At 69.2% G+C, this 17287-nt stretch carries 13 protein-coding genes; 12 read left to right on the top strand and 1 reads right to left on the bottom strand.

Annotated elements, in window-relative coordinates; all coding sequences use genetic code 11:
- Nucleotides 1-97: 97 nt before the first annotated feature.
- The gene (locus tag HMPREF1224_RS22265) at nucleotides 98-2818 is read left to right on the top strand and encodes a winged helix-turn-helix domain-containing protein (RefSeq protein WP_003124089.1); all 2721 of its coding nucleotides are present in this window, start codon (nucleotides 98-100) and stop codon (nucleotides 2816-2818) included.
- Nucleotides 2819-2849: 31 nt separating this feature from the next.
- Here HMPREF1224_RS22265 and copA1 read toward each other — a convergent pair whose 3' ends face one another.
- Nucleotides 2850-5228 carry a copper-translocating P-type ATPase CopA1 gene (copA1, locus tag HMPREF1224_RS22260; RefSeq protein WP_003093042.1) on the bottom strand — a complete coding sequence of 793 codons (2379 nt, stop codon included), beginning with the start codon at nucleotides 5226-5228 and terminating at the stop codon, nucleotides 2850-2852.
- Nucleotides 5229-5731: 503 nt separating this feature from the next.
- Here copA1 and HMPREF1224_RS22255 point away from each other — a divergent pair.
- The 11 genes from HMPREF1224_RS22255 to HMPREF1224_RS22205 all read left to right on the top strand — a co-directional run bounded on the left by HMPREF1224_RS22255 (nucleotide 5732) and on the right by HMPREF1224_RS22205 (nucleotide 17151).
- Nucleotides 5732-7123, top strand: coding sequence for a PhoH family protein (locus tag HMPREF1224_RS22255; protein WP_003093038.1), 1392 nt, complete (start codon nucleotides 5732-5734; stop codon nucleotides 7121-7123).
- A 248-nt stretch (nucleotides 7124-7371) separates the two neighbouring features.
- Nucleotides 7372-7854: a cyclic pyranopterin monophosphate synthase MoaC gene (gene moaC / locus HMPREF1224_RS22250; protein ID WP_003093030.1), complete on the top strand. Its 483-nt coding sequence runs from the start codon at nucleotides 7372-7374 to the stop codon at nucleotides 7852-7854.
- Nucleotides 7851-8102 (top strand): molybdopterin converting factor subunit 1, encoded by a 252-nt coding sequence (moaD, locus tag HMPREF1224_RS22245; protein WP_003093027.1) that lies wholly within the window; start codon nucleotides 7851-7853, stop codon nucleotides 8100-8102. Before moaC ends, moaD begins: the two co-directional genes overlap by 4 nt.
- Nucleotides 8103-8106: 4 nt before the next feature.
- The gene (gene moaE / locus HMPREF1224_RS22240; protein ID WP_003093025.1) at nucleotides 8107-8559 is read left to right on the top strand and encodes a molybdopterin synthase catalytic subunit MoaE; all 453 of its coding nucleotides are present in this window, start codon (nucleotides 8107-8109) and stop codon (nucleotides 8557-8559) included.
- 100 nt (nucleotides 8560-8659) lie between these two features.
- Nucleotides 8660-9217, top strand: coding sequence for a molybdenum cofactor biosynthesis protein B (moaB, locus tag HMPREF1224_RS22235; protein ID WP_003093023.1), 558 nt, complete (start codon nucleotides 8660-8662; stop codon nucleotides 9215-9217).
- Nucleotides 9214-10437 (top strand): molybdopterin molybdotransferase MoeA, encoded by a 1224-nt coding sequence (gene glp, locus HMPREF1224_RS22230; RefSeq protein WP_003114306.1) that lies wholly within the window; start codon nucleotides 9214-9216, stop codon nucleotides 10435-10437. The genes moaB and glp overlap by 4 nt, the downstream gene beginning before the upstream one ends.
- A gap of 114 nt (nucleotides 10438-10551) precedes the next feature.
- Nucleotides 10552-11547 carry a ubiquinone anaerobic biosynthesis protein UbiU gene (locus HMPREF1224_RS22225; protein WP_003093020.1) on the top strand — a complete coding sequence of 332 codons (996 nt, stop codon included), beginning with the start codon at nucleotides 10552-10554 and terminating at the stop codon, nucleotides 11545-11547.
- Between the two features lie 11 nt (nucleotides 11548-11558).
- Nucleotides 11559-12449, top strand: a complete 891-nt coding sequence (locus HMPREF1224_RS22220) for a U32 family peptidase (protein WP_003110916.1) — start codon at nucleotides 11559-11561, stop codon at nucleotides 12447-12449.
- Complete coding sequence (locus HMPREF1224_RS22215) at nucleotides 12443-12958, top strand: ubiquinone anaerobic biosynthesis accessory factor UbiT (protein WP_003104247.1); 516 nt, start codon at nucleotides 12443-12445, stop codon at nucleotides 12956-12958. The genes HMPREF1224_RS22220 and HMPREF1224_RS22215 overlap by 7 nt, the downstream gene beginning before the upstream one ends.
- A gap of 251 nt (nucleotides 12959-13209) precedes the next feature.
- Nucleotides 13210-14772 (top strand): alkaline phosphatase D family protein, encoded by a 1563-nt coding sequence (locus HMPREF1224_RS22210; protein WP_003110915.1) that lies wholly within the window; start codon nucleotides 13210-13212, stop codon nucleotides 14770-14772.
- Between the two features lie 36 nt (nucleotides 14773-14808).
- Nucleotides 14809-17151, top strand: coding sequence for an endonuclease/exonuclease/phosphatase family protein (locus tag HMPREF1224_RS22205; RefSeq protein WP_003104243.1), 2343 nt, complete (start codon nucleotides 14809-14811; stop codon nucleotides 17149-17151).
- The last annotated feature ends 136 nt before the right edge of the window (nucleotides 17152-17287 follow it).

Raw genomic sequence — 17287 nt, 5'->3', positions numbered from 1 at the left:
ATTTCGTCCGAGCCGATGGATAGTGCTTCAAATAGCCATCACTTGTGGTTAGTCTCCGGAGCGTTCACGCCCCATACATAAACCAAGAAACCGGGTGATGACTGACTTCTCGCGCACCTTCTCGGGCACTCCATCCGCCGTTCTGCCGACGGCCAACCGCTTTTTCCGCCCCCCGCTGCCGTCGGCCCATGTGGCGCGCCCGCGTCTTTGCCGTCGACTGCGCGACGGACTGGACGGTCGCCTGCTGCTGATCGCCGCGCCCGCCGGATTCGGCAAGAGTTCCCTGGCCATCGAGTTCTGCGAAAGCCTCGATCCGCGCTGGCAGAGCCTCTGGCTGGGACTGAGCAGCCGCGAGAGCGATCCCGGACGTTTCCTCGAACGCCTGCTCGATGGCTTGCGACAGTACCACCCGACCCTGGGCGAAGAGGCCCTCGGCCTGCTGAAGATGCGCCAGCGTCACCAGCCGTTCGCCTTCGAGACCTGGCTCGACGACCTGCTCGACGAACTCGCCCCCTGCCTGGACCCGCAGCGTCCCCTGCTACTGGTGCTGGACGATTACCACCTGGCCCAGGGCGCGGTGCTCGACCGTTGCCTGCAATTCCTCCTCAATCACCTGCCCGAGGGCCTGGTGCTGCTGGTCACCAGCCGGCAGCGGCCGGACTGGCACCTGGCGCGCCTGCGCCTGTCGCGGCAATTGCTCGAACTCAGCGAACAGGACCTGCGCCTGACCGCCGAGGAGAGCGGGGCGCTGATGGCCGCCAGCGGCCTCGAACTCGACGAGGACGCGCTGGACGCGCTGCTCGAGCGCAGCGAAGGCTGGGTCGCCGGGCTGCGCCTCTGGCTGCTGGCGCGCGGCGATCCAGAGGAGCAGGTCAGCCCCGGGGTACACGGCGCCGACGAACTGATCCGCGACTACCTGCTGGAGGAGGTGATCGAGCGGCAGCCGCCCGAGGTCCAGGCGTTCCTCGCCCAGACCGCGCGCTTCGAGCGCTTCTGCGCCGAGCTCTGCGATACCGTGCGCGAGGCCGGCGACAGCGCGGCGATCCTCGACCACCTGCAGCAGCACCAGGTCTTCCTCGTGCCGCTGGACGAAAACGGCCAGTGGTTCCGCTACCACCACCTGTTCTCCGACCTGCTGCTGGCGCGTCCCTTGCCCGACTTCGGTCCGTCCGCCGGCTCCCTGCACCTGCGCGCCTGCGGCTGGTTCAGCCGCCATGGCCTGCTCGACCAGGCGGTGGAGCAGGCGCTGCGCGCCGGCCAGCCGGACGTGGCGGCGAGCCTGGTGCAGAACCTGTCGGAAGAGCAACTGCTGGCGGAGCAGAACATCGCCACCCTGCTGCGCTGGAAGATGGACCTGCCGGACAGCCTCCTGGCGAGCACGCCGCGCCTGATCCTGCTGTACGGCTGGGCGCTGGCGCTGGCCTGCCAGCTGGATGCCGCGGAAGAACTGGCCGGCCAACTGGCGCGTTTCCTGCCGGCGCCGGACGAGTCCGCGCAGCGCGACCTGCTGGCCCAGTGGCAGGCCCTGAGCGGGGTGATCGCGCGCGGCCGCGGCGATATCGACAAGGCCGAGGCGCACTGCCGCGAGGCCTTGCAGGACCTCGCCGGGGAGCGCTATGGCACCCGCCTGCAATGCCTGTCGACGCTGAGCAACCTGGCGGTGACCCGTGGCGACTTCTGGCAGGCGCGCAACTACAACCGCGACGCCCTGGAGTTCGCCCAGCGCTACGGCAACCCGCTGTTCGAGGCACTGGTCCATTACGACCGCGCCCGCGTCCTCCAGGCGCGCGGCGAGGTGGCGCGCGCCGAGGAGGAGGTGCGCCAGGGCCTGGAACGCCTCCAGCACCTGCCGGCGCAACGCCGCTACGCGGTGCGCGGGCGGCTCCTGCTGTACCGCGGCTACCTGCGCAGCCTGGCGCTGCAGCCGGACGAAGCGCGCAAGTGGATCAAGCAGGGAATCGAGGAAACCCGCAGCTGCCGGGATGTCAGCCTGGTGATCGGCTATTGCGTCCTGGCCAGCCTGGAAGGGCGCCTGGGCAACTACGCGGCGGCGTTCGCCCGGCTTGGCGACGTCGAGCGGTTGATGCATGCCTGGGATATCCCGCCGATCTACTACCTGGCGGCGATCACCCTGATCAAGTGCGAACTCTGGCTGGCCCAGGGCCAGACCGAACTGGCCGGCGTCTGGCTACAGCGCCTGGGCGGCACCTACGGCGGGCAGGCGGCCACGCCGCCGGAATGCAGTCCGCTGCTGCCGCTGCATGTGGAGTTGCTCCAGGCCGGCCTGGAGCGCCGCGAAGGACGCCCGGAGGAAGCCGCCCGGCGCCTGGACCGGCTGGCCCGCTCGACGCGGGAGAACGGCGCGTTATTGCCGGCTCGCCTGGCCCTCGGCCAACTGGCTGCGCTGCACCTGGAGCAGGGCCGCGAGCGCGAGGCGCTGGCGACCCTGCAACAGGCCATGGAGGGCGCAGTCGGCGGAGCCTTGCTGCCGCTCCACGAATTGCTCGTGCAGCAGCCGGAATGGTTGCGCGAACAGTTGCAGCGCTTCCCTGCCTGTCCCGGCGCCCAGCGCATGCGCGCGCTGTTGCCGGAGCCGCCCGCCGAGCCCGCGGGCGGTGCGGGCGAGGTGCTCAGCGGGCGCGAACTGGCGGTGCTGGAGCTGATCGCTCAGGGGTTGTCCAACCAGGAGATCAGCGAGCGGCTGTTCATCTCGCTGCATACGGTGAAGAGCCACGCCCGCCATATCAACGACAAGCTCGGCGTCGAGCGTCGCACCCAGGCGGTGGCGCGGGCCAAGCACATGGGGTTGTTGCGCTAGGCGCGCCACCCCATGTGCCTGGCGTGCTGGCTCAGGGCTTCCAGCGTCGCAGGAGCAGGGCGTTGCCGACCACGCTGACGCTGGAGAAGGCCATCGCTGCGCCCGCCACCATCGGGTTGAGCAGGCCGAAGGCCGCCAGCGGGATGCCGATCACGTTGTAGATGAAGGCCCAGAACAGGTTCTGGCGGATCTTCGCGTAGGTCCGCCGCGAGATGTCCAGCGCCGCCGGCACCAGGCGCGGGTCGCCGCGCATCAGGGTGATGCCGGCGGCGTGCATGGCCACGTCGGTGCCGCCACCCATGGCGATGCCGACGTCGGCGGCGGCCAGCGCCGGGGCGTCGTTGATGCCGTCGCCGACCATCGCCACCACCCGGCCCCGGCCTTTCAGCTCGGCGACCGTGGCGGCCTTGTCCGCCGGCAGCACTTCCGCGTGTACGTCGTCGATGCCCAGGGCCTTGGCCACCACCGCCGCGCTGCCGCGGTTGTCGCCGGTGATCAGGTGGCTGTGGATATCCCGTCCGCGCAGGGCCTCCACCGCTTCGGCGGCGCCGTCCTTGAGGCTGTCGCCGAAGGCGAACAGGCCGAGCACGCGTTTCTCCGGAGCCAATTCCAGCAGCCAGGACAGGGTGCGGCCCTCGGCCTCCCAGTCCGCGGCGGCACTCGCCAGCGCGCCGGGCTTGAGTTCCTGCTCGTCGAGCAGGCGGCGGTTGCCCAGGGCCAGCCGGCGACCCTCGACCTCGCCCTGGATGCCGCGACCGCTGAGGGCCTGGCTGGCGTTCACCGGCGGAACCTCCAGGTCGCGCTCGGCGCAGCGCTCGAGCACGGCCTTGGCCAGCGGGTGCTCGCTGCCGCGTTGCAGGGCGCCGGCGAGCCTGAGCAGTTGCTCCTGGTCGTCGCCGCCGAGGTGGATGATCTGCGGTCGCCCGGAGGTCAGGGTGCCGGTCTTGTCGAAGGCCACGCTGGTGACCGCATGGGCGACTTCCAGGGACTCGGCGTCCTTGATCAGGATGCCGTGGCGCGCGGCCACGCCGGTGCCGGCCATGATCGCGGTCGGGGTGGCCAGGCCGAGGGCGCAGGGGCAGGCGATCACCAGCACCGCCACGGCGTTAACCAGGGCCTGCTCCAGGCCGACCCCGGCGACCAGCCAGGCGCCGAGGGTGACCAGCGCGATGAGGATCACCACCGGGACGAAGACCTGGCTGACCTTGTCCACCAGCTTCTGGATCGGCGCCTTGGCGGCCTGGGCGTCTTCCACCAGGCGGATGATCTTCGCCAGCACCGTTTCCCCGCCGAGCGCAGTGGTGCGCAGGAGCAGGCGGCCTTCGCCGTTGATCGCGCCGCCGGTGACCTTGTCGCCGGGAGCCTTGGGTACCGGCAGGCTCTCGCCGGTGATCAGCGCCTCGTCGGCGTGGCTACTGCCGTCGAGCACCTCGCCGTCCACCGGGAAGCGTTCGCCGGGACGCACCACCACCTCGTCGCCGAGGCGCAACTCGGCGATCGCCACCTCTTCCTCGCGACCGTCGCGCAGGCGCACCGCGCGCTCCGGGCGCAACGCCTCGAGGGCGCGGATGGCGCTGGCGGTCTGGCGCTTGGCGCGGCTTTCCAGGTACTTGCCGAGGAGGATCAGGGCGATCACCACGGTGGAGGCTTCGAAGTAGAGGTGCGGCATGTGGCCGGGCGGGGCGGTCAGCCAGAGGTAGACGCTGAGGCCGTAGCCGGCGCTGGTGCCGAGGGCGACCAGCAGGTCCATGTTGCCGGCGCCGGCCTTCACCGCGCGCCAGGCGGAGACATAGAAGCGCGCGCCGATGACGAACTGCACCGGGGTCGCCAGGAGGAACTGTGCCCACGGCGGCAGCATCCAGTGCAGGCCGGCCCATTCCACCAGCATCGGCAGCACCAGCGGCAACGCCAGCAACAGCGCGGCGATCACCCACCAGCGTTCGCGGCGCAGGCGGCGCTCGGCATCGTCCTGGCGTGGTTGCCCCGCGTCGAGCAGGCGGGCCTTGTAGCCGGCCTGTTCCACCGCCTGTAGCAAGGCCTGGCTGTCCACGGCGCCGAGCAGCTCGAGGTGGGCGCGCTCGCTGGCCAGGTTGACGCTGACCTCGCGTACGCCGGGCACCTTCTTCAGCGCCCGCTCGACCCGGCCGACGCAACTGGCGCAGGTCATGCCCTCGATGGACAGTTCCAGGCTGCGCGCCGGAACCTGGTAGCCGGCCTGCTCGACCGCCGCCACCAGGGCCGGCAGGCTGTCCGCCGGGGCCTGTACGCGGGCCTGCTCGCTGGCCAGGTTGACCGAGGCGGCCGCGACCCCGGGCACTTTCTTCAGGGCTCGTTCGACACGGCCGGCGCAGGACGCGCAAGTCATGCCGCTGACCGGCAGATCGAGCTCGGTTAGCGTGGCGCTGTTCATGAGTCCTCCTTGGAATGGACAGAAGTGGCACCGCAGGCGCCCTGGGAGGCGCCGGTGAGATCTGTCGCCAGGTTCAGCCTTGACATCGTGTCAAGGTCAAGCCCCGGATTCATACAGGAAGGCGGCGCAGGGCGCAGTGGCGGCTTTATGTCGCAGGGGCAGGGGGGAGGGGGAATGGCGCTGGAAAACCGTTGCGGCACGGAAAAGCGGAGGGTTTTCACAGAGGTGGGACCGATAACACTAGACCTCGCGAAGGACTGCGCCAAGGTATTTCGTCGCTTGCGGAAAAAAAACCTGCTGATGACGAAAAGTACTTTTTACCGTCATATTTTTTGCGGTATTTGTGGAACCGTAGACCGCCGAACCCTGCAGCACAGGTGGCGGCCCCGGCCCTCACCTCTGCTGTCAGGCTCTCCCCACCGGAAGAGAGAAGGCGGCTCGCCCCCCGGCGGAGCGCCGACCCGGCATTCCGTCGCCAGGCCCTTAGCAGAAGGTGATCGCGTATGGATGACCACGGACGTTCCCGCCCCACCCAGCCCACCCTGTACGTCCTCGATACCAATGTCCTGATCCACGATCCGAATGCCCTGTTGAACTTCCAGGAACACCGCGTCGCGATCCCGATGACGGTGCTCGAAGAGCTGGACAAGCTGAAGACCGGAAAGCACACCATCGCCGCCGAGTGCCGCCAGGCCATCCGCCTGATCGACCAGGTACTCGGCGAGGCCACGCCCGAGCAGGTAGAGGGAGGGGTACCGATCCAGCGTGGCAAGAACGGCCCCAGCGGCAGCCTGTCGATCCTCATGAGCAAGCGTGCCGAGCCCATCACCTGGCTGCCGGAGCACCTCAACGACAACAAGATCATCAACCAGTTGGTCGAGCTGAAGAGCCGCCACAGCGGCGTGCGCGTGGTGCTGGTGACCAAGGACATCAACATGCGCCTGAAGGCGCGCGCCTGCGGGGTGGACGCGGAGGACTACCACACCGACCAGTTGATCGACGACGTGGCCCTGCTGTCGCGCGGCTACCATTCCCTCGCCGGCTCTTTCTGGGACCGCGTGAGCAAGGTCGAGACCCGCCAGGACCACGGCCGTACCTGGCATCGCGTGCAGCTCACCGACAACCTGCCGGCGGTGCACATCAACGAGTTCATCGTCGACGAACAGGGCTTCGTCGGCTGGATCAAGGGCATCCAGCAGGACGAGCTGACCATCCTCGACCTGCACCAGGAGCCGCTCCTGCACCAGGAAGCCTGGGGCCTGCGGCCACGCGACGTGTACCAGTCGCTGGCGCTGTACGCGCTGCTCGACCCGGACATCCACCTGGTCAACCTGTCCGGTGCCGCCGGTTCCGGCAAGACCATCCTGGCGCTCGCCGCGGCCATCGAGCAGACCATGGTCAGCAAGCGCTACCGGCGCATCATCGCCACCCGCAGCGTGCAGGGCCTGGACGAGGACATCGGCTTCCTGCCCGGCACCGAGGCGGAAAAGATGGAGCCCTGGCTCGGCGCCATCACCGACAACCTCGAAGCGCTGCACATGGACGACGAATGCACCCATGGCAGCGTCGACTACATCCTCAGCAAGGTGCCGTTGCAGTTCAAGTCGCTGAACTACATCCGCGGGCGCAGCTTCCAGCAGAGCCTGATCCTCATCGACGAATGCCAGAACCTCACGCCGCACCAGATGAAGACCATCATCACCCGCGCCGGCAGCGGTTCGAAGGTGATCTGCCTGGGCAACCTGGCGCAGATCGACACGCCCTACCTGTCCGCCACCAGCTCCGGCCTGACCTACCTCACCGAACGCTTCAAGGACTTCCCCCACGGCGTGCACGTGACCCTGCAAGGGGTGCCGCGCTCGGTGCTGGCGGAGTACGCCGAGGCGCACATGTGAGGTAGCCGGCGGCAATCGCCGGCCGATATCCCGCCCGGTTGAAAAAGCCGGGCGGGATATACATCCTGCCAGGCCCGGTCCGGGGACCGGGCCCGCATCGTTACCCGATCGGGATGAGGTGCCTTGCGCCGGCCTGCCCTACCTCTTTATGTATACAATCATCCCCCTTCCGAACCTCCCCCAGGCATCGCGTCATGCCCTCCAGGGCTTACAATGACTGGCCAGTATCCTCTTCCAGGAGCACCCACGTGCTGACCCATCTCGATTCCCAGGGCCGCGCCAACATGGTCGACGTCACGGAAAAGGCCGTGACCTCCCGTGAAGCCACGGCCGAGGCCGTGGTGCGCATGCGCCCGGAAACCCTGCAACTGATCCAGGACGGCGGCCATCCCAAGGGCGACGTCTTCGCCGTGGCGCGGATCGCCGGCATCCAGGCGGCCAAGCGCACCCACGAACTGATCCCGCTGTGCCATCCGTTGTTGCTCACCAGCGTCAAGCTCGAACTGCAGGCCGAGGCGCCGGACGCCGTGCGCATCCGCGCGCGTTGCCGGCTGGCCGGGCAGACCGGCGTGGAGATGGAGGCGCTCACCGCCGCCAGCGTCGCGGCCCTGACCATCTACGACATGTGCAAGGCGGTGGACCGCGGGATGGTCATCGAGCAGGTCCAGTTGCTGGAGAAGCTCGGCGGCAAGAGCGGCCACTATCGCAAAGAGGAGGAAGGGCAGGCATGATCCGCGTGCAGTATTTCGCCCGTTACCGCGAAGCCCTCGGCATCGACGGCGAGCAGTTGAACTGGGACGCCGGGCTGGCGACCCTCGGCGCCTTGCGCCAGCTCCTGGTGGAGCGCGGCGGGGCCTGGGAGCGTACCCTCGGCGAGCAGAACCTGATGTGCGCGCGCAATCAGGAACTGTGCGGCCTCGACGAGCCGTTGCAGGACGGCGACGAAGTCGCCTTCTTCCCCACCGTCACCGGAGGTTGAACCCATGGCCATCCGCGTCCAGCAGGCCGCTTTCGATCCGGGGCAGGAGCTTAACGCCCTGCATGCGCAGAACGTCGGCATCGGCGCGGTGGTCGGCTTCGTCGGCTACGTGCGCGACTTCAACGACGGTCGCGAGGTCGGCGGGATGTTCCTCGAACATTATCCGGGCATGACCGAGAAGGCCCTCGGCAAGATCGCCGCCGAGGCCGGGCAGCGCTGGCCGCTGCTGCGCCTGGAGATCCTCCACCGCATCGGCCGCCTGGAGCCGGGCGAGCCGATCGTCTTCGTCGGTTGCGCCAGCGCCCACCGGCAGGCGGCGTTCGACGCCTGCAACTTCGTCATGGACTACCTGAAGACCCGCGCGCCGTTCTGGAAGAAGGAAGACACCGCCGAAGGCCCGCGCTGGGTCGAAGGCCGCTGCAGCGACCAGGCCGCCGCGCAGCGCTGGGAGGAGTGACGTCTACCTCCTCGCGCCGCCGGCTTACCTCTTCGGAGGAATAGCCAGCCGGGGGCCCGCGGTTCAGGCTGAGGCATCGCCCGTTCCTAGGACCCCTTCCATGAGCCACCTGGCCACCTCCACCTTCCAGCCGCTGAACATCGCCATCCTCACCGTCAGCGACACCCGTACCCTGGAAACCGATACTTCCGGCCAGACCCTCGCCGACGCGCTGCTGGCCGCCGGTCATCGCCTGCACCAGCGGAGCCTGAAGACCGATGACATCTACCAGATCCGCGCGGTGGTCTCGGCCTGGATCGCCGACCCCGAGGTACAGGTCGGCCTGATCACCGGCGGCACCGGCTTCACCGCGCGGGACAACACCCCGCAGGCGGTCGGGCCGCTGTTCGAGCGCGATGTCGAGGGCTTCGGCGAACTGTTCCGCCAGGTCTCGCAGCGCGAGATCGGCACTTCCACCATCCAGTCGCGGGCGCTGGCCGGGCTCAGCAACGGTACCCTGGTGTGCTGCCTGCCCGGCTCGCCGGGCGCCTGTCGCACCGCCTGGAACGAGATTCTCCTGGCGCAACTGGACAGCCGCACCCGCCCGTGCAATTTCGTCCCGCACCTGAAGACCCCGCCAGCCGTGGCGCCGGTGGCCGGCTGCGGGTGCCGCTCGTGAGCGCTTGCGCCTGCGATGGCGGCCAACTGCGCCCGCTCGACGAGGCGCTGGCCGAACTGCTGGCGCGCGCGCCGCGCCCGCCAGCCTGCGAGAGCCTGGCCCTGGAGCGGGCGCTGGGACGAGTGCTCGGCGAGGACCTGCTGGCGCCGATGGACCTGCCGCATTGGGACAACAGCGCGATGGACGGCTACGCCTTGTGCTCCGCCGACCTGCCGCGCAGCGGCGGCAGCCTGACGGTCGGCGCGCGGATCGCCGCCGGCGACACCCGCGGCATGAGCCTGCCGCTGGGCCAGGCGGCGCGGATCTTCACCGGCGCGCCGCTGCCGACCGGCGCCGACTGCGTGGTGCCGCAGGAACTCTGCGTGGTCGACGGCGAGCGCGTGCAGTTGCCGCCGGTGAGCGCCGGCCAGCATGTGCGCCGGCGCGGCGAGGAGTTGCGTCGTGGCGCGCCGGTGCTGCGTGCCGGACAGCGCTTGCGCCCGCAGGAACTCGGCCTGCTGGCGAGTCTCGGCGTCGCCACGGTCTCGGTGCGTCGGCGCTTGCGCATCGGCCTGCTGAGCAGCGGCGACGAATTGCGCGAGCCCGGCCAGACACTGTTGGCCGGGCAGATCTACAACGCCAACCGTTACTGCATCGGCGCCTTGCTGCGCGGTCTGGGCTTCGAGGTGCACGACGAGGAAGTGCTCGCCGACGAACTGGTGGCCAGCCGCGATGCGCTCAGCCTGGCGGCCTCCGAATGGGACGCGCTGGTCACCAGCGGCGGTGTCTCGGTAGGCGAGGAAGACCACCTCAAGCGCGCCATCGCCGAGCTTGGCGAGGTCAACCTGTGGCGCCTGGCGATCCAGCCGGGCAAGCCGTTCGCCTTCGGCTCCGTGGCCGGCAAGCCCTGGCTGGGGCTGCCCGGCAACCCTGCGGCGGCGCTGGTCACCGCATTACTGGTGGCGCGTCCGTTCCTGCTTCGCCAGCAGGGACTGTTCGACGTAGTGCCGCGGCCGCTGGCGTTGCCGGCGGCCTTCGACTGGCCGCAACCGCGGGCGCGTCGCCAGTACCTGCGGGCGCGGCTCGATGAACGGGGGCGGGTGGAAATCCACCCGCAGCAGGGCTCGGCGATGCTGCTTGCCGCCAGTTGGGCGGACGGGCTGGCGGTGATCGAGCGCGGCGCCACCCTGGGCGTGGGTGATGCGATCGACTTTCTGCCGTTCTCCGCACTGATGGCCTGAGGCCTTCTTGATCCCGGTCAAGCGCCGACCGGGAGCGTCTTTCTAGAGTGTGGCGCCTGTGCCCCGGGGTTGCCCACTGCCGCGGAGCGCGTTTTTCGCCAGAGGAGCAACCCCATGCAACTGGTCTGTCCGGCGGGCAGCCTGCCCGCCTTGAAGTCGGCCCTGCGACAGGGCGCCGATGCCATCTACGTCGGTTTCCGCGACGACACCAACGCCCGCCATTTCGCCGGCCTCAACCTTGACGAACGCCAGTTGCAGGAAGGCCTGCGGCGAGTCCACGAGGCCGGGCGGCAGCTCTACGTAGCGGTCAACACCTATTCCAGCGCGCAGGGCTGGGAGCGCTGGCAGCGCGCGGTGGACCAGGCCGCCGACCTCGGCGTCGATGCGTTGATCGCCGCCGACGTGGCGGTGCTCGGCTATGCCGCGAAGCGTCATCCGCGGCTCAACCTGCATCTGTCGGTGCAGGGCTCGGCAACCAATGCCGCGGCCCTGGCCCTCTATCACGAACGCTACGGCATCCGTCGCGCGGTCCTGCCCCGCGTGCTATCGCTGGCGCAGGTACGCCAGGTGGCGGCCGGTAGCCCGGTGCCGGTGGAGGTGTTCGCCTTCGGCAGCCTGTGCATCATGGCCGAGGGCCGCTGCCACCTGTCCTCCTACGTCACCGGCGAGTCGCCGAACCTCTGCGGCGTCTGTTCGCCGGCCAGGGCGGTGCGCTGGAGCGAGGAACCGGAGGGGTTGACCTCGCGCCTCAACGAAGTGCTCATCGACCGCTACGCCGCCGGCGAGGCGGCCGGCTACCCGACCCTCTGCAAGGGCCGTTTCCTGGTCAATGGCCAGCGCTTCCATGCGCTGGAGGAACCGACCAGCCTGAACACCCTGGACCTGGTCCCGCAGCTGGCGGAAATCGGCGTGGCGGCGGTGAAGATCGAAGGCCGCCAGCGCAGCCCGGCCTACGTCGAGCAGGTCACCCGGGTCTGGCGCCAGGCGCTGGACAGCTACGCCAGCGCGCCGGGCGCCTATAGCGTGCAGCCGCAATGGCAGCGCGCGCTGGCCGGACTTTCCGAAGGGCACCAGACCACCCTGGGCGCCTATCACCGTTCCTGGCAGTGAGGACCGCCGCGATGAAACTGAGCCTGGGACCGCTGCTGTTCTACTGGGACAAGCGGCAGATATTCGATTTCTACGCCGAGATGGCCGGCCAGCCGCTCGACGTCATCTACCTCGGCGAGACCGTCTGCGCCAAGCGCCGGGCGCTGTCCCTGAACGATTGGCAGGCGCTGGCCCGCGAGCTGGCGCAGGCGACCCGTGCCGAGCTGGTGCTCTCCGGGCTGGCGCTGATCGAGGCCGCTTCGGAGCTGTCCAGCCTGCGCCGGCTATGCGAGAACGGCGAACTCCGGGTCGAGGCCAACGACATGGCCGCCGTCTATTACCTCAGCCAGCGCGGCGTGCCCTTTGTCGGCGGTCCGGCGCTGAACCTCTACAACGGTCATGCCCTGGCCGAACTGTATTCCTGGGGCATGCGCCGCTGGATTCCGCCGGTGGAAGTCTCCGGCAAGCTGCTGCGCGGGGTGCTCGACCAGGCTGCGCAGCTGGGCCTGGAGCAATTGCAGACCGAGGTCTTCGCCTACGGTCACCTGCCGCTGGCCTACTCGGCGCGCTGCTTCACCGCGCGGGCGGAGAACCGGCCCAAGGACGACTGCCAGTTCTGCTGCCAGCAGTATCCCGAAGGTATCCCGCTGCTCAGCCAGGAGGGCGAGGCGCTGTTCACCCTCAACGGCATCCAGACCATGTCCGGCAAGGTCAGCAACCTGCTGGCCGACTACCGCTCGCTGGAACATAGCGGCGCCGACCTGCTACGCCTGAGTCCTCGGGCGCAGGGCATGGCCGAGGTGATCGCGGCCTTCGACCGGGTACGCAAGGGTGCCGCTCCGCCGCTCGCCGTGGAAGGCTGCAACGGCTACTGGCACGGCCGGCCGGGGATGCTGCGGGCAGAGGAGGCAGGGCTATGCTGAACCGCCAACGCCTGCTCCTCGGCGTCGCCGGACGCCTGTTGCCGCTGGCGGCGAAGGTTCCGCGCGGGCTCCAGCACCTGGTCCTGCAACGGGTCGCCAACCGGCTGTTCGCCCAGCCGCTGGAGGAGGGCGCCTTCGACCTGCTGGAAGGTCGCTGGCTGCGCCTGGAAGTCAGGGACCTCGGCGTCGGCTGGTGCGTCACCCGGGTGCCCGGCGGCCTGCGCCTGGTCGAACGGCCACGGGCCAGCGTGACCATCCGTGGCGACTGGCGCGACTTCCTGCTGCTGGCCAGCCGGCATGAGGACCCGGATACCCTGTTCTTCCGCCGCCGCCTGGTGATCGAGGGCGACACCGAGCTGGGCCTGGCGGTCAAGAACCTCCTCGACAGCCTCGACCCGGAGCACCTGCCGCCCTGGTTGTGGAACGCCGTGGAACGGGCCGGGCGGGCAGTGCAGGAGGAGCGCGGCGAGGCGCCCCAGGGGCCGGTCCAGGGCGCGCGGGGCGGCTGAGGTCGGTGGAAAGGGGCGTATAGCGACGCCAATGTCGCTGGGCGCGCCCCTCCGATTGGGTGTATTCCCTGAAGCCTGAAACTCACTGAAGCTCTTTTCAGCGAGGCAACGCCCGGTTCGTTGCCGCATGGGCGGCGCGGAGCGAATGGGCGTTTCCCCTGACCAAACGGATAGCCTGTCTGTCCCCGTAACGCCCCTGTCAACTTGCCCCGGTAAACCGGACCTTCGTGAAGCCTGCGGAGAACTCCGGTATGAGTGGGATGGACCTCAAGCGCCGCCGCGTCGTGCAAGGCCTGGGCGCTGGACTGCTGTTGCCGGCGCTGGGCGCGCCGGCGGTGATCGCCTCGCCCAGGGCGCGGCCGAAGCTGACCGATGGCGTGCAATCCGGCGATGTGCAGGGCGACCGCGCGCTGGTCTGGAGCCGCACCGACCGCCCGGCGCGGATGATCGTCGAATGGGACACCCGTAGCGTCTTCAGCGAGCCGCGTCGGCTGGTCTCGCCGGTCACCGACGAGCGCCTCGACTACACCGCGCGCATCGACCTGCGTGGCCTGCCAGCCGACCAGTCGATCTTCTACCGGGTGCGCTTCGAGGATGCCCGCGACGGCAGCCTGAGCAAGCCCTGGTTCGGCCACCTGCGCAGTGCGCCGAGCGAGGCGCGCAATATCCGTTTCGTCTGGAGCGGCGACACCTGCGGGCAAGGTTTCGGGATCAATCCGGATATCGGCGGCATGCGTATCTACGAAGCCATGCGCCGGCGCCAGCCGGATTTCTTCCTGCACAGCGGCGACACCATCTATGCCGATGGGCCGATCCCCGAACGCATCGAGACCGAGAGCGGGCGCATCTGGCGCAACCGGGTGACCGAGGCCAAGAGCAAGGTCGCCGAGACCCTCGACGAGTTCCGCGGCAACTACCGCTACAACCTGCTCGACGACAACCTGCGCCGCTTCAACGCCGAGGTGCCGCAGATCTGGCAATGGGACGACCACGAGACCACCAACAACTGGTCCTCCAGCAAGCAGCTCGACGAGCGCTACCAGGTGAAGGACATCGACGTGCTGGCGGCCCGTGCACGCCAGGCGTTCCTCGAATACGCGCCGCTGCGCTTCCAGCGCCAGGGGCGCGACGGGCGGATCTACCGCAAGGTCGCCTACGGCCCTTTGCTCGACGTGTTCGTCCTCGACATGCGCAGCTACCGCGGCGGCAACAGCGCCAACCTGCAGGCGCGGCGCAGCGCCGCCACCGATTTCCTCGGCCGTGAGCAGTTGCAATGGCTCAAGCGCGAGTTGCGCGGTTCGCGTGCGCAGTGGAAGGTGATCGCCGCCGACATGCCGATCGGCCTCTGCGTGCCCGATGGCAAGGACGCCCAGGGCCGCGACCGCTGGGAGGCCATCGCCAACGGCAATGACGGCGCCGCCCTCGGCCGCGAGCTGGAGATCGCCGACCTGCTGCGCTTCGTCCAGCGCGCCGGGGTGCGCAACACCGTCTGGCTGACCGCCGACGTGCATTACTGCGCAGCCCACCACTACAGCCCGGAGCGCGCCGCGTTCAAGGACTTCGCGCCGTTCTGGGAGTTCGTCGCCGGGCCTCTCAATGCCGGTAGTTTCGGACCCAACGCGCTGGATGGCACGTTCGGCCCGCAGGTGATGTTCCAGAAGGCCCCGCTGGTCCAGAACAGTTCCCCCTTCGCCGGCTACCAGTTCTTCGGCGAGGTGGAGATCGATGCGCAAAGCCGCGCGCTCACCGTCACCCTGCGCGACCTCGACGGCGAGCCGGTGTTTTCCCAGGAACTGCAGCCCGACGGCGCCTGAGCCGCGGCGACCCCATTCCGATAAAGGAGTATCCCGATGCACCCCTTGCGTAACGCCGCCCTGCTGGGCGGCCTGGCCCTGCTGGGCCTGCCGGTGGCCAACGCCGCCGAGCTGATCATCTCCGAGTATGTCGAAGGCAGCGGCAACAACAAGGCGCTGGAGTTCTACAACAGCGGCAGCCAGGTCCTCGACCTCTCCGCCTACCGCGTCGAGTTCTATTTCAACGGCGCCAGCGCGGCGGGCCGCAGCATCGACCTGAGCGGCAGCCTGGCGCCGGGCAAGACCTTCGTCCTCGCCAACGGCGTGGCCGACCCGGCGTTGCTGGCGCTGGCCAGCCAGCGGGTGGAAGGCAGCTGGTTCAATGGCAACGATGCGGTGCTGCTGCGCCGGCGCAGCGGCGAGATCCTCGACAGCCTCGGCCAGGTCGGCTTCAACCCCGGCACGACCTGGGGCAGCGGCGATGTGCAGACCCTCGACCGGAGCCTGGTGCGCAAGGCCGACATCCGCGACGGCGACAGCGACCCCAGCGACGCCTTCGACCCGGCGGCGCAATGGCTGGGCTACCCGCGCGACACCTTCGCCAACCTCGGCCAGCATGGCGCTGGCGAGCCCGGCGGCGGCGAGGAGGCCGGCCTGCGACCGATCCACGAGGTGCAGGGCGCCGGAGCCGAAAGTCCGCTGGTGAACCAGCGGGTCGCCATCGAGGGCGTGGTGGTCGGCGACTTCCAGAACGCCAGCGAGCTGAAGGGCTTCTACGTGCAGCAGGAAGATGCCACGGTGGACGGCGACCCGGCGACCTCCGAAGGCATCTTCGTCTACGACGGCGGCAACGGCAGCGACGTCAAGCTCGGCGACCGCGTCCGGGTGACCGGCCAGGTCCGCGAGTTCAACGGCCTCACCGAGCTGGTCGGGCCGCTGCAGGTCAGCGTCCTGGCGAGCGGCGTGGCCTTGCCGACGCCGGCCGGCATCAGCCTGCCGCTGGCCAGCGCCGATGCGCTGGAGCGCTACGAAGGCATGCGCGTGCAGCTCCGCCAGACGCTGACCGTCAACGAGGTCTACAACCTCGGCCGCTACGGCGAGGTCCTGCTGTCCTCCGGCGGCCGCCAGATGACTCCGACCAACGTGGTGGCTCCCGGCGAACAGGCCAAGGCCATGCAGGCGCGCAACGACCTCGACCGGATTCTCCTCGACGACGGCCGCAGCGGGCAGAACCCCGACCCGATCCGCTACCCGGCACCGGAACTGAGCGCCTACAACAGCCTGCGCGTCGGCGACCGTACCAGCGCCATCGACGGCGTGCTCGACTACTCGGCCGGCAGCTACCGTATCCAGCCGTTGCAGACGCCGACCTTCGAGGCGGCCAATCCGCGTCCGGCCCAGCCGGCGGTGGAAGGGCGCCTGCGGGTGGCCAGCTTCAACGTGCTCAACTACTTCAACGGCGATGGCAAGGGCGGCGGTTTCCCCACCTCGCGCGGAGCCAACACGGCCGAGGAGTTCCAACGGCAGAAAGCGAAGATCGTCGCGGCGATCCTCGCCTCGAAGGCGGACATCGTCGGCCTGATGGAGATCGAGAACGACGGCTACGGCGAGTTCAGCGCCATCGCCGACCTGGTCAACGGCCTCAACGCCAGCCTGCCCCAGGGCCAGCGCTATGCCTTCGTCAACCCGAACCGGGCGAAGCTGGGCAGCGACGAAATTGCCGTGGGGCTGATCTATCGCGGCGACAAGGTCCGCACCTATCGATCCGCGGCGGTGCTCGACAGTTCGGTGAACCCGGAGTTCGACGACACCCGCAACCGTCCGACCCTGGCCCAGACCTTCCAGGAGATCAATGGCGGCGAACGCCTGACCATCGCGGTGAACCACCTGAAGTCGAAGGGCTCGGCCTGCGACGGCGACCCGGACACCGGCGACGGCCAGGGCAACTGCAACCTGACCCGGGCGCGCGCCGCCCAGGCCCTGGTGGACTGGCTGGCGGGCGATCCGACGGGCGCCAAGGAGCCTGATCGCCTGATCATCGGCGACCTCAATTCCTATGCCAAGGAAGACCCGGTGAACGTCATCCGCAGCGCCGGCTACACCGACCTGGTGGCGCGTCAGGCGGGCGCAGGAAAGGGCTATTCCTACGTGTTCTCCGGGCAGTCCGGCTACCTTGACCACGCCCTCGCCAACGCCAGCCTGGCGCGCCAGGTACGCGGCGCGGTGGAGTGGCACATCAACGCCGACGAGCCCCGGGTGCTGGACTACAACGTCGAGTTCAAGACCCCTCGGCAGCAGGACAGCCTGTACAACGCCGAGCCGTACCGGGCCTCCGACCACGACCCGGTGGTGATCGGTATCGACCTGCGCCGGGTGGCGATGAAGAAGCACCGCAGGTAGGCAGCGGATAGCGCCCGTGGCGTTGGTCGCCATGCAGAAAGGCCACCCTCGGGTGGCCTTTCTGCATGGCACGTGGGCCTGTAGGGCGAATAACCGCTTGCGGTTATCCGCCGTTGTGGCGGGATCTCGGCGGATA

The sequence above is a fragment of the Pseudomonas sp. P179 genome, from assembly GCF_000478485.2.
GTDB lineage: Bacteria > Pseudomonadota > Gammaproteobacteria > Pseudomonadales > Pseudomonadaceae > Pseudomonas > Pseudomonas aeruginosa.
Note: the sequence above shows the minus strand (reverse complement) of the source record. Positions and strands in the feature narration are given on the sequence as shown.

Excerpts from the sequence above, each read along its gene's own strand:
- moaE (WP_003093025.1), top strand. The coding sequence starts at position 8,107 with ATGGCCATCCGCGTCCAGCAGGCCGCTTTCGATCCGGGGCAGGAGCTT.
- copA1 (WP_003093042.1), bottom strand. The coding sequence starts at position 5,228 with ATGAACAGCGCCACGCTAACCGAGCTCGATCTGCCGGTCAGCGGCATG.
- HMPREF1224_RS22210 (WP_003110915.1), top strand. The coding sequence starts at position 13,210 with ATGAGTGGGATGGACCTCAAGCGCCGCCGCGTCGTGCAAGGCCTGGGC.
- HMPREF1224_RS22265 (WP_003124089.1), top strand. The coding sequence starts at position 98 with ATGACTGACTTCTCGCGCACCTTCTCGGGCACTCCATCCGCCGTTCTG.
- HMPREF1224_RS22220 (WP_003110916.1), top strand. The coding sequence starts at position 11,559 with ATGAAACTGAGCCTGGGACCGCTGCTGTTCTACTGGGACAAGCGGCAG.
- HMPREF1224_RS22255 (WP_003093038.1), top strand. The coding sequence starts at position 5,732 with ATGGATGACCACGGACGTTCCCGCCCCACCCAGCCCACCCTGTACGTC.
- moaD (WP_003093027.1), top strand. The coding sequence starts at position 7,851 with ATGATCCGCGTGCAGTATTTCGCCCGTTACCGCGAAGCCCTCGGCATC.
- moaB (WP_003093023.1), top strand. The coding sequence starts at position 8,660 with ATGAGCCACCTGGCCACCTCCACCTTCCAGCCGCTGAACATCGCCATC.
- HMPREF1224_RS22215 (WP_003104247.1), top strand. The coding sequence starts at position 12,443 with ATGCTGAACCGCCAACGCCTGCTCCTCGGCGTCGCCGGACGCCTGTTG.
- HMPREF1224_RS22205 (WP_003104243.1), top strand. The coding sequence starts at position 14,809 with ATGCACCCCTTGCGTAACGCCGCCCTGCTGGGCGGCCTGGCCCTGCTG.
- HMPREF1224_RS22225 (WP_003093020.1), top strand. The coding sequence starts at position 10,552 with ATGCAACTGGTCTGTCCGGCGGGCAGCCTGCCCGCCTTGAAGTCGGCC.